Source organism: Pseudomonas violetae (assembly GCF_023072615.1).
GTDB classification, from domain to species: domain Bacteria; phylum Pseudomonadota; class Gammaproteobacteria; order Pseudomonadales; family Pseudomonadaceae; genus Aquipseudomonas; species Aquipseudomonas violetae.
This window is the reverse complement of record NZ_JAKNRW010000063.1, coordinates 1-12,693: the sequence shown is the minus strand read 5'-3', so window position 1 is coordinate 12,693 and position 12,693 is coordinate 1. Positions and strand designations below refer to the sequence as shown.

Sequence of the window (12,693 nt, the reverse complement as noted above, 5' to 3'; positions counted from 1 at the left end):
GAGCTGCGCCGCGAACTGCTGGCCGGTAGTGCACCTGGTCATGAGTGGCCGCTGTCCGCCGGCGTATTACTGGTGGGCTCGCTCAAGGGCTTGAGTTTCGTCCGGGAGTTGGTCGGCCTATGACGCTGCTCCTCGACGGTGAACAGATCCGCGGCATCGGCCTGAAGGTGACGGCCAGCCTGCGCATCGAAAGCGGCGACCTGTCTGGCCAAACCAGCAACAGCGACACCGCGCACAACGGTTTCAAGCCGAAGACGCTGACCGTTGCGCTGACGATTCGCTACAAGGAAGCCGAGCAACTGCGCACGCTGATGAGCCTGGCCGAAGCCACGGAAGGTGGTGGTCAGCTCAAGACCTATCGAGTCGTTAACGACACTGCTGCTGCCTTCGGTGTGCGCCAGGTGCAGTTCACGGATGGGGTCAGTGCTCGCGAAGACGACACCCTGGCCGCCTGGCGGATCCAGTTCACCCTGGCCGAAAAGCTCTCGAACCCTGAGCGCGTGGAGAGCCGCCGCACCGGCAACGCGGTGACCCAACAGTCTGCCCCGGGGCAAGCCGTGGGCGGATCCGCCGGCACTGACGACAGCGAGCCAACCCAAGGCCTAACGGCCTTCGAGGCGACCCTGAAGAAAGTCGATCAATGGCTGGGGAGCGGCGCATGAGCATGAAACTGCACAAGGTTTTGAGCATTGACGGCACGACTTACCCGATCGTCCAAGACGATGTGCGCCTGACACTTAGCAGCCCCGGCCGGGCGGCCTTCACCATACAGGCACCGGCCGCCGTCAAGGGCTTGGTCACCCTGGACCTGGGCTACAACAACAACCCGCTGCAGCGGCATTTTCTCGGATACGTGGAGCGCTGCACCCAAGCCAACCAGGTGGAGCAGGTGCTGGTCTGTCGCGAGATGGCCGGCATTCTGGCCCGCCCCCTGCCGATGAATCTGCGTCATGCCGACCTGCGCACGGTCCTGGGCGAGATCAGCAACCAGACCGGCCTGAAGTTTCGCGTGCCGGCCCAACCCTACACCCGGAACAAGGCCCCGTTTTTCTACAACCTGGCCGGCGGATATCAGGCGATGGACACGTTGGCCAAGGTGTTTGCCATCGATGACTACATCTGGCAGCAGCAGGGCGACGGCGAGGTGTTCGTGGGCAGTTGGGCACACAGCTTTTTCGGTGCTCGATCGGCGCTGCAGTTGCCGGTGGGGCTGTTCAATGACTACCAGGGCAACCAGAGCGCCATGATCGCGGCGATTCCCGGGCTACGTCCTGGTGCAACCATCAACCAGGGCGAGCGCATCACGCATGTGATGCTGTCCGGCAACCAAATGGGCATCCGATGGAAGACGTGATCGTTCGCGCCGTTGAGCGCGCCTACCCTGAGCTGCCCGGTGGTTACCACCTGCCGCGCTTCGCCCGGGTTGTCGGAGTGGCCGATGCTCCGGCCGGCGCCGGGATCTGCGATGACTTTCGTCCACGCTTCGCCGTGGACCTGCAGGTGCTGGGCGTCGACGGTGAGCCTGATGCAGAGCTACCGACCTTAGCCGGCGTGCCGCTGCCCGTACCACTGGGCGGAGATGAGATGGGCTTCTTCGGGTTTCCCGAGGAGGGCACCATGGTGGTGGTTGGGTTTGCCTATGGGCTGCCGCACAAGCCATTCATCCAAACGATCCTGCCACACGGATTGAGCCTGCCGAAGGTGCCAAAAGGTGACCAGGTCTGGCAGCACAGCGAAGCGTCTCAGCAGCGCGTGCAAGCCGATGGCAGTTGGTTACGCCACACCGATGGACGGATCCGCGACGAATCGATCGAGCGCGAAGTCCAGAGCTTGAACAATACCGAGCGACACCAGAGCAGCACCCTGCAGATCGATGACCACTCGACCGAGTCGGTGGGAGGCATCAAGACGATCGAGGCGCTGGGCGCGCTCAAGTTGCTGTCGGCCGGATCCGCCAGTTTGGCGGCGGTAGACGACCTGCACCAGGCCACCGGCCGCGACCTCAACCTGGTAGTGGGCCGCAAGTACAACGCGGCGATCGGCGGCGATCTACTGGAGCGCATCAAGGGCGTCCGCAAAAGTGTGGCCCCCAAAAACTGGATCGGCTCCGAGAGCGTGAACGTGCTGCAGGTGCTGTGTGACTTGATCGACCTGATCATCCAGATGAACACCGATATCGCCGTCCACCAGCATGCCTCGAGCCCAGTCCCAACCAACGCGGCGAGCTTCGCCGGTCATGCCGGAACCGGCACACAACTTTCTGGGCAGCTTAAGCCCATCACCGGAGCCTAATTTGGAACTCAAGAATTTCTTTGCCCAGGACGCCCAGGGCAACAAGCTGCCAGGTGCCATTTGTTATCTGTATCACCGTGGGGCCGAAAGCCTTGCTACAGGTCTGCAGAAAGCCAACGGTGTCGCGCTGTTGAATCCTTTCACTGCCGACAATGACGGCCTGGTTCAACTTGCTGCGCCCAACGGGCTTTACGATCTTCGTGTCATCAGTGACCAACGTGACTACCGGCTGCCCGTTCAGTACATCGATGTTGCTGAGCACGTTGGTTTGGCTCAGGCGGCGTCGACGATGGCCGTGACTGCCCGAGATGCAGCGCTGCAGGCTAAGGGCGTTTTTACCAGCATGGCGAAGGCGCTGCTGGGCACGGTCAACGATGAATTTTTCAGTTTGGTTTCGTCCGACCCAAATGAATCTGTGATTTTGTACCGAAACAATGCGGGTGTTCCGCTAGAGGAGACGCGCTACTCCAGTGCAGCAGCAGTTCAAAGAGCCACGAACATCGCCCGCCGTGCGAATTACTTGCTGTCGGGTCGTGCGACCAAGATTACCAAGGTGGGCGGTACCAAGGACTGGACTGTTAGTTGGGGCCGGCTCTACATCTTTACCGGGACCGGCAAGACTCAGGCCTATGTGCAACCGGTCACCGACCTGGTGGTGCCGGATGGCAAGTGTGCCTATGTCGATCTGTCCGAGCCGTTGGTGGACGGCGAGTACATCGTGCACGTCTCCGCGCTGTCGCTGCTGACCACGGCCAATCCGCCAGGCTCATACATCGACGATAGCAAGATCATCCTGTTCACCTGCTTGAATGACATCATCGGTGGCGAACTGTACCCGCAGTATCAGGCGGTGGCCGACGGGGCGGTGTCTCGCTCGTCGCTGAGTCTGGCCCAGCAGAATATCGCCGATCGGGCGGGTTGGCATGTGATCGGCAAGGCCACCAAGCTGCAGCCGCTGGTCAGCACGCCAACCTCCTACACCATCAGTTTCCCGGAGCTGATTGTCACCGGCGGGGCGACCTTCGCGGCCAAGAAGGTCGCGCCAGTGGTCGATACAAACGTGGCGGTGGGTGAAGCCCTGTATGTCGATCTCGACGGTGCGCTGAACGCGAACGGCCAGCTGGTGGCGCAAGTGACTAGTGGCGGCTTTACGGCGGGCATGACCACCACCGGGGCGTTCATCTCGGATCGCAAGGTGTACCTGTTTATCAACGGCACGTCGGGGCTGGGCGGGCCACTGGCGCAGCAACAGATCTCGCTGGGCTTCATGGATGACACCCTGAAGAACCGTAGCGCCCGTGCCGCCTATCAAGTCGTGGGTGATCTGAGCGCCTTCGCGATGAATGGCTCTACCGGCGTGCTGTCCTTCAATGACCTGCGCGTGCCGCGTGGCGTGGGCATCACCACCTTGGTGGTGGCGGGCATGACCGATGTCTCGGTGCCGCTGGGCCAGGCGTTGTTTGTCGACCTCAGCTCGGCGCCGGTGGGGGGCAAGTTGGTGGCCCAGGTCACCACGGCGGGCTACACCTCCAATGCCGGCAACATCAGCACCGGTGCGTTTATCGACGACACCAAGGTCTATCTGTTCATCAATGATCAGCTGGGGCATGCCGGAGTGCTGGCCGGGCGCAAACCCACCAACGTCAACGTGTACCTGGGTGAGGTGTGGATGAAGACCACCCCCACCAACATCATTTTTGACCCGGCCACCCGCACCTTGTCATGGGACAACTACCTGATTCTGCCGATGCTGGGGGGGCAGGGCCGGATCAAACTGGCCGCCGGTTCCTACACCTTTTCCAATACCACGTTCAACGTCGCCTACCTCGATCTGAGCGCGACGGTGACCAGCGGCGATACCCCGGCCAGCGCGGTGAAAGGTGGCCAGTACTACGACGCCACCAACGCCGAGCGCTTCCGGGGCTCGTCGAGCCAGTTGCCGCTGTTCTATTGGAACGGGGCCACCGACTTCGGTTCGCTGGGCGGCTTCCCGCCGGCCTCGGCTCCAGGGGCTGGCGTGCCGTCCGCGCTGGCGGCCGATGACGTGGTGGTCAAGGTCGGCAACAACACCATCAGCGTGTTCGTCAAGGGCGCTAAGTCGGGGTCCAAGAAGTACCTGGAGCAAACCATCGGCTATGAAAACAAGCCGTTCGATCCAACGGGCGTCGATGCGTTTGGCAACTCGGACCTGTGGCGCCTGAAGCACCAATATGAGTGCGACCTGACCGCCTCGACCATGAGCTTTACCCGCACCCGCGCGGGCCAAGCTCTGCTCAATGGTGGCGAGCTGACCTGTGCGATCAAGCAGAAAGGCGCCGACGACTACATCGGGGGTTACCACGGCGATGAAATCAAAACCTATGCCTTGCTGTTGCTTGATGGCGTGGAGATTCCGTTCAACACGGTGGCGACCTACATCGGCAAGAAATTGACCTTGATCCAGCATTCCAAGCTATTCAAGTGGAATACGCAGGAGGAAGTTGCCACTCACTCAAAGCGGGAGACCCTCAGTCACGCCGATGGCGGGCTGAAAATCGACATGGTTCAGCAAGTGACGTGGTCGCAGGTTCTGGAGCTGGAGGCGGCCATGCTGACCATGTTGCCGATCAAGCGGCTCATCGCGGACACCACCGGTGAGGTCATCACTAACGCCGCCATGCGCGCCCCGTATGCCTCGAAAGAGGATGTGTCGACCACTGGCTTTGCTCAGGTCACTACTTTGGGCTCGCTGCCGGATTGCCAGCTCTGGGGGCCGACCGGGATCTCGGCCAGCATACAGATGCTCAAGCACCCAGGCTTTGACGATTGCGGCTTTTATATCGCCAGTCCGCAGTATTACAACAAGCCTTATTACAGCGTGGCCGGCAGTAAAGTCAGCACCATGGGCGGAGTCACTCACCTCACCGCCATCGGCGAAACGTGGGATGTGGAAAGTGTTATCAGGATGACGACCACTAATTAATAGTTAACTGTCCAGAGCCCGCTTGGTGTCGGCTTTTTTTGGATTCGATTCGCAGGGACTGTGAGTTGACGATGGAGTTGGCACTTGAGAAACCCAGCGGAGCTAATTATAAAAGCGTTCATAAACCCACAGTTAGGAAGTTTTTAGTGCCAAAGCCACGCAAATCAGAAATAAAGGTTTTTAGGCCGTTTCTTATGCCGATTTGCGGGCTATTTGGTTCTGGATGTTTGATCTAATGCCCGTATTTACTCACGGTGCCAAACTTACCGCTAAGCGGTGCCAAATCCGCCGCATCCTTTCAACTGATCAGCAAAATCTTTGATAAGGGCACATCAGAAACCGAAGTCGGGGTGCCAGAGAAAATGCCACCTTCAATCTTTAAGGTGGCGATAAAAACTACAGGTTATAGCTCAAGGTATAGGGCGATTGGGTCTACTACTATCTGGTTACCAGGAACACGATTGAAGTGATTTTCAAGCACATGAAGTGCTTTGGTAGAATTAGCGATCATCTCGCCCATCGTCGCATCGGGAGAGATATCAGCGTCTTCATTTATCGAGTTGTCCGCCGCTGTACGATATTGTGTAGCGATACCAAGAAGTACTAGCTCAACACCTGCAATTCTAGAGTAAGTTTTGAAAACAAAATCTTCTGGATCTTTTAAGCATGCGCGCTTCAAATTTGCAGTAACTTTGCAGTCCCGCAAATCCATTGTTAAGTCGAGTCGACGTTTAAACCCGTGCTCCAGTAAAGCGGAGAGGTGTTTATACTGCAATCGATCATTAGCACTTTTTTCGCGAGAAATTTGCGACTTGGACAAATGATCTAACTCAGCCTTCAACGTAGCCAAGCCTCCTTTCTTGCCGGCTCCGCTACTAAGCTCAGACATTTCAACTATGATTTCCTCGCGACGATCATTGTTCGCGACTATGGATAATGCGTCTTGCATATCCACTAAAGTGTTCAAACTTCTTAGAATATCAGCTGCGTCTAGGAAATTCGCTTTGGCCTTTATACGCACCAGTCGGCGCCCAAGCACATCCTCCGAGAGGTCGGAAAATGAAGATAGGCTAGTAAGTGAGACGACTTTTTCAGTGACAACAAGCTTTTCTTCGAAAATTGAAAAAGCATAATCATGCAGAAACCTTTTCTCGACGTTTGCAGATGCCGTCTCAATAATTTCCGCCAACTTTTTTCCACTATTTCGAGGCCCATCCTGTTCTTCTATATCAGAATCCGAACGTTTTGATTCTTTAATAACAAAATCTGTAACACCTTCCATCAACTGTGAAGACAATGAGTACATCTTGTATTCATCGAGGTATACGAAGCTTCTCACGCTCTGATTTCCTTCTCATAAAATCATTATAAAATTTATTGCGAGTCGAATTTGCCGACCATATAGTAAACAAGCATGCAACAGAAAAGAAAACCACACCCATCACAACAACGATAACATTTATCATACGATCGCCTCTTCCACAGATGTGGATGAATGTATAATTCTATCGTATACAGCCCAGCACAATAGGAAAGATCCAAGTGACATTAAAATAGACATGCCCAGTACGGCATTCTGATTAATGTCTGGATTTACCTCTCCTAACAACGCAAAAGCAAATAGCGCAGCGTAGAAAATAATTGCTAGCACTGAAATTCCAATTAGGGCCTGCTTCCAGCCTGCCTGACTAGACTCGTTGTATCTAATCTCAGCGAGTATGGATATTTGCATAACTATCCCCAGTGAGATGAAATCTGCGGCACTTATAAGAGGAACTTTATCGCCGTTAACCATGCATGCGACAAAAATCCTGATGAAGATTGGCACCATACCAAACAAAACAGTATAGATAAGCCACAAAACCTTTTTTTCACTAAGCTTAACTATGATCGCCTCCTTGGGATCGATTGTCAGATCATGATGTGCCGAAGTGCCATCATCGTACAATCTATCCTAGTTTTTCAGCCAAGTCATGTGGACCCAGATGAGCGTACCTCTTAAGCATCGCTAGGGTGTTGTGGCCCGTGATGCTGGTGACTTTCATTATGGTGAAACCCTGTTCAAGCAGGCGATGGGTGGCTTCATAGCGCATATATTTACGGGTCACGCCGGAACGCCGCAACCATTCGCTACACCTCATTCGCGCGCCTCCAGCGAGTCCGCTGGGCACTGCTGTCTCGAATCTGCGGGATGCAGCGCCGTGGACGGTGATTCGCGAAAAATTTAGCTCACCAAGAAAAAAACATCTGAAAAAGCACTTATCCCCCTCCCGCCGACGGGCTTTGTGTCCTTTTTTTGTGCAAATCCGGATGTAGTGCAAACGAACCTGCAGCCCAAGCGGGCCGTGGGGCTCTGCAGGGGATCGGCCATTGCACAGAATGCAAAGTTTTGAAGGGAAATGCAGCGCGGTTGCACAGCGGTGTGCGGGGCGGTCACGGAGAGGGTATCGCTGGAGTGCCCGGTTTTATTGGGCGAAAACTTTGAAAGCGTGGGTTTCTGTGGGTTTTCAAAAACGGGCACGATCTTTTTTGGGCGGGGACTGGCTGGGTGCGGGGAGAGGCTTAATTCCCTGTAGGCCAAGACTGGCGGGGGCTGTAGAGTATTTTATGGATTTCACAGAACTGAACGCGATCGACGATCAATTTTCCCTTTGTGCAACCGATCCAGGCTCCATTAAAAAACGTCGTTTTATTGAGATTGATTCTTAAGGGGAGGGTGGTCGTTTCAAAAAGAGCGATATCAGCTATATGGGCGTGGAATTGGGTCTGGAGGCCACGGTTTTACTGGGCTTTCGGTATTACAAGGGAAGGTAATATGAAGCGATATGAAAAGTAATATTTTTGTCAAGGCCCCGGATTCATTGGGTTTTAAGGAATAGAAATATAGCCTTTAAGAAAGGTAATACTATCGCCTTCCTATCGCTTAAATATCGCCTTTTCCAAAAGCCGCTGGAAGCCTTGATTTACATAGGTTTTGGTCATTTTTTCAACAGAGTATTACTAATATTACCTTTTTAAATTGGGTCCGGATTTTGGCTAGGGTTCTCGGGAGGGGATGTGGTCGTAGGCAGTACCTGTCCTTGATTACTACAATTGTTGCGCCCGATGTACTCCTCTCAGAGTGGGGTGGCATAAAGGTTTAGTTGTTTCGTCCTTTTTATAGCGGCGACAAGAGGTGTTTGAAATGTGTGCTCAGGTAAAATTACTACTCTTAGTGAGCCGAAAATTCTACTGTCAATTAAGGCGCTCCTTAATGTGCCAAGCTCATGAAGAGCTCGTTAAGAGCACTTCATGATTTTTTCAGGTGAGGATGAGTGTTCTAGAGTTAACTATTTAACTCTAGTGTATTTCTATCGATAAGTATTTATCGTTTGGGATATTAAGTAGAAGTTTCTGATTTTTCTGAGAGGTAAGAAGCCAGATTTCACTATCCGTTTTATAGACTATGCAGCCGGATATGCTATCTTTTTCTGTGTTCACTGTTGAGGAAGTACAGTTGGTAGTTCGCGCATACTTAGCGCCCGCTTCATTGCCAGAGCCGAAAGCGAAACTAGTGACAATTGACATGGCTAGAAAGAGATATGCCCAACTAAATTTTTCAATGGACGCCCAGATGGTAGAGTTTTTTATTTTCAGAGATAAATTGTTAAAAAAGTTGATTCCAAGCTTGGTGAATATAAGGTTTAAGATTGTTGCGCCCAGCGTTAGTCCAATTATTGCTAAGGTAGGCTTAAAAGCGATAGCTAATAATTGACGGCCTCCTTCAAAGAGTATTCTTTCGAGCGATACTGAGAATAAATCAGGATTGCCATTTAGGTTTCGGAAAAAAGCATTGTAATATGCGATTCCTGTGGCGTATGAAATTGCGGTGACAACAAAAGTGCCTCCAGCTACTTCGATAATGTTACTCCTCATTAGAGCTCATCCTCGTGACTTTGATCCCTGAATTGCCTTCTAATATAGAGGTCTCATGTTTTGGAATTGTAAGCTTGAGTTTGGATTTTATCTTAGCAGTTTTTTGTGCTGTTTTCATTTTCTCCAGTCGTTCGGAGTTTTTTCTAGCAAGTTCGCCCAGCAGTCGATCCACATTATCCGTACCATTCGTGGGTAGGTATCTTTCGTCGATCATGTCTGTGGGTGTATAAAGATGTGTTGATGATACGGACGGGTCTAACTGCTGAGCTGCTTCTTGAGCACTGGTCTGACCGGACATGAGAAGAAGAACTAATGCTAAAACTTTAAGGGAGAAACTTGCATTGGCACCCTTCGGTAGTGGTATTTTGTTAAATACGTCACCGGGTGACATGAAGAAAGCTTTTGCAGTGAGATTAAAGTCGTCCCAGTCGAGTTCGTCATTTAATATGCTGTCAATGAACTCTTCTGTAATGGCTCCCTTCATTAGCTCTTTGGCTATTATTTGTGCATTTGAAAGATTGTCAAATAGCTTGCTGATTATTTTTCCGTTGATATCAGCTCTTGTGCCAATGTGGCTGGAATAATACAGGCTGCTCGAGTCAGTGAAAAAGGGATATAGTAATCCGAAGACATCCTTCCAGTGGTCGGTAAGGTTTGTTATGGTGTGTCTTGACTGGAAGGTTCCTTTCAACAGGCCGCTTATATTTTGACGTGAAATTGTTGGTCCCCAAGCAACTTTTTTTCGGAGTCTGTGTTTGAGCTTTAAAGTTGTGTGCGAATGTGGGTCGGCGGATGAGGAAATAGCGCGTGAGCTAAAGTGGGCTTTAGATGATTGGCATACGCCGATCATTACTTTGCTGTTGTCTAAGGAGACAATTATGTCGCCCTTTTTTATATCATTGATGAAATGAAGTATTTGATGATATCGGTTTCGGCCGGCGCCATTTAATTTTCTTATTTTTGTTTTTGTTTTTGTTTTTGTATCTAAAAAATCTGGGTCAGACAAGATTAACTTATGAATGACCTCGTCACTTGGGATGTCATTAGTTTGTGCCGCTAAGTGGTCGTAGAATTTATCTAGATGACTAATGGTTATGACTGAGCCATTTCTGAAGTGGCGAAGAAATTTTCCTTCTTGGGCTCTAACCATCCATACTCGTTGGCCGTTGTAGTTAGCGATTTTTACTTCTGATAAATCCATTTATTAAGTGACCATGATTTCTAGTTTTTAGGGGCAGGTTAGAGTCAGGAGATAGCTGCTGATGCATGGCCTTTCGCCATTCTAGTCAGAGGTTGCTTGAAATGGCTAACAAAATGATGGCGGCCGTCGCTGCCAATGAGAGCACATCTCATGCTCGCGGATGAGGTAGGAGGCCGGCTGGGAGTGGGCCGTGAGGAGTTAGCACATAAGATTCTGGCCCTACAGTCGAGCAACGTCATGGAGACTTCATCAGTGATCTCGCCAATCGCGCATAGATATAGGCGGGTGTGGGGCAGTAGCTCCCATCCACCATCGGGCTATGCTGAAGCGGCATAATAGGGTTTCATGCGGCTAGTTTTGGAATAGTGTTCGGTCGACAGGACGTCGGTGGGAGGCAAAAGGCCGAGTGACTTTTCGAGTGACCTTGTCACTCACGGTTCAACACTGTTGGGCATCGTTGCAGCGAGCGCCTAGTGCGAAGCCTTGAATTTAGCGGCCTGTAGAGATACAAGCTTGAATGGGGTGCTAGGGGTCGAGTGTTCGAATCACTCCGTCCCGACCATATTTTTCAATGACTTAGCCGAACTCTAACCAGTTCGGCTTTTTCATGCCTGCGATTTAGGCGTTTTGGTAGTGAATTGGTAGTGAATTGAGACTTGCTGGTCTCCAGTGCCGGGGCGCTGAGCTGGCCGAGAGCAGTGAAAGATTGCCGCTGGTGCGAGCGGTCTCAACCGGCCAGCTCAAAATGACCACGCTACGCTTGATTTATCCTGCCTTGCTCAGATTCCATTGTAATCAGTCGATCCAGCACCTGGCCGCGCTTCAGGTCGTGCTTTTTGGCCAGATCGTCAAGGATTGTGATCACGCTTTTCGATAGCATGACGTTTACCTACTTCTTGTCTGTTGTGCGTTCATCGAACTGCTTGCGGCTCCACCGCTGCTTGATCCGCTGAATGACGGCCTTCTGCTCGCCGCTTCCAAACTTCGCTTCGTCGAAATACATGAGCAGTTCTTGATAATTGCTGATGGGAAGCTGCTCTTTAGATATGAATCTATCGTTTCTTTCCACCCATTCCCATGCGCACTGACAGCGCCGAGCGCCTTCTTTTTTGTCTTCAAACCAGGCGAACTCACGATCATTCGCCTTGTGCTTGAGCCATTCCTTGCGAAGGTTTTCGATTTCGCGGGCCTTATCTGCAATATCGACGTCCCAGATATCGAGCGTGGCGATGAAATGATTTCTGCCCGTGAGGTGTACCAGTTCTTGAGACAGCCCCTTAGGAGGTCTCAGGTCGCTGACCTCTTCAATCCTGCTAAGCAGCCATTGGTATTGCCTTTCACCTCCGTCAATCCACTTTAGGCAGTCATCTGGGAGCATAAACCGATCTTTCTTCTGGTTTGCTACCCCAAGCAAATAGGGCTTTCGCTTTAGGGTGTGGGCTATGACGCTCCTCATGGTCGTTGAGAGCAGAAAAGTATTAATAAGCTGAAACCAATTTTCACAAAGCGCTAACCATCCAGAATGGATCTGCTAGTTCTATTTAATTTTAACTAGCTTTCCTCTTAGAGCCAGATGTCGATCTGACGTGCTTCAAAGACCAGTGGCTGGCCGTGTTCGAGCAACCGCCGAATACTTGGCCCGAGCAAGTCTTGCGGGCCGTCCAGCGGTTTGGCCGACGTTGCTTGGAAACGCTGCTGATTGGTGCTGACTCGTTCCAGGATCTGTCGGTCCTGGCGCAGTATTCTCTGGAACAATTGGCGTAATACGCTGCGTTTGAGCACCGCCGGAAGCCAGCGACGAGTCGTGGCGATCCGTGCAAACAGGCGTAACTGACCGTTACCGCAAGGAGTCAGCCAGGCGCTGACTAGTAGATTGAGGCCGCCGTTGCGGTCGCGGTACTCGATTTCCGCCAGGCCCGGCAAACGGAAACGTCCCATGCTGGTGCCGCGTTCACCTTCGAGCAGTCGCGAAATCAGCCCAGACTGTTTGCTTTCTTCGCTGTACACGGCTTCGACGCCATCGGCGAGCGGGCGAACCCGGGCACTGATTTTCTGCCGGTGTTTGTCATGACGGATCCAGCCGGAGTGGACGAAATGGGTGTGGAAGCCGTCGAGGAAATTCTCCGCCGCGTCTTGCAACGAACACTGCACTTGATCGGTGATCCAGAACGTATCGAGTTTCTGCCGTTGTTCGGCGGGTGCAACGGGCGGCGCCAGCGGGCTCTCGGTGCTCAGGCTGATCCACACCAGCCCATGGGCTTCGCAACTCGGCAGACTGTCGAGCAGCGGCTTGCTGCACGGCGCCAGGTCGGTGCCGGGCACG

At 52.6% G+C, this 12,693-nt stretch carries 10 protein-coding genes; 4 read left to right on the top strand and 6 right to left on the bottom strand.

All coding sequences use genetic code 11. The annotated features are described in order from the left end of the window. Positions 1 to 119: 119 nt before the first annotated feature. From L9059_RS29800 to L9059_RS29785, 4 genes are read left to right on the top strand one after another with little or no spacing between them, the layout of a single operon-like run. Entirely contained in the window at positions 120 to 662 is a 543-nt protein-coding gene (locus L9059_RS29800) for a baseplate complex protein (RefSeq protein WP_247295309.1), read from the top strand. Next, entirely contained in the window at positions 659 to 1,354 is a 696-nt protein-coding gene (locus tag L9059_RS29795) for a hypothetical protein (RefSeq protein WP_247295306.1), read from the top strand. Before L9059_RS29800 ends, L9059_RS29795 begins: the two co-directional genes overlap by 4 nt. Next, the gene (locus L9059_RS29790; RefSeq protein WP_247295288.1) at positions 1,342 to 2,292 is read left to right on the top strand and encodes a hypothetical protein; all 951 of its coding nucleotides are present in this window, start codon (positions 1,342 to 1,344) and stop codon (positions 2,290 to 2,292) included. Before L9059_RS29795 ends, L9059_RS29790 begins: the two co-directional genes overlap by 13 nt. A 1-nt stretch (position 2,293) precedes the next feature. Next, entirely contained in the window at positions 2,294 to 5,254 is a 2,961-nt protein-coding gene (locus tag L9059_RS29785; RefSeq protein ID WP_247295285.1) for a hypothetical protein, read from the top strand. 403 nt (positions 5,255 to 5,657) lie between these two features. Here the strand turns inward: L9059_RS29785 and L9059_RS29780 are convergent, their stop codons facing one another. The 6 genes from L9059_RS29780 to L9059_RS29755 form a co-directional block, all read right to left on the bottom strand. Then, positions 5,658 to 6,593, bottom strand: a complete 936-nt coding sequence (locus L9059_RS29780; protein WP_247295282.1) for a DUF6414 family protein — start codon at positions 6,591 to 6,593, stop codon at positions 5,658 to 5,660. Positions 6,594 to 6,716: 123 nt separating this feature from the next. Further along, positions 6,717 to 7,202, bottom strand: coding sequence for a hypothetical protein (locus L9059_RS29775; RefSeq protein WP_247295279.1), 486 nt, complete (start codon positions 7,200 to 7,202; stop codon positions 6,717 to 6,719). A gap of 1,391 nt (positions 7,203 to 8,593) precedes the next feature. Next, entirely contained in the window at positions 8,594 to 9,169 is a 576-nt protein-coding gene (locus tag L9059_RS29770) for a hypothetical protein (protein WP_247295261.1), read from the bottom strand. After that, positions 9,159 to 10,370 carry a hypothetical protein gene (locus tag L9059_RS29765; protein ID WP_247295258.1) on the bottom strand — a complete coding sequence of 404 codons (1,212 nt, stop codon included), beginning with the start codon at positions 10,368 to 10,370 and terminating at the stop codon, positions 9,159 to 9,161. Before L9059_RS29765 ends, L9059_RS29770 begins: the two co-directional genes overlap by 11 nt. A gap of 889 nt (positions 10,371 to 11,259) precedes the next feature. Then, positions 11,260 to 11,748 (bottom strand): hypothetical protein, encoded by a 489-nt coding sequence (locus tag L9059_RS29760; protein ID WP_247295240.1) that lies wholly within the window; start codon positions 11,746 to 11,748, stop codon positions 11,260 to 11,262. 185 nt (positions 11,749 to 11,933) lie between these two features. Next, positions 11,934 to 12,693 (bottom strand): hypothetical protein (locus L9059_RS29755; RefSeq protein WP_247295239.1); only part of this gene is annotated, 760 nt, incomplete at its 5' end.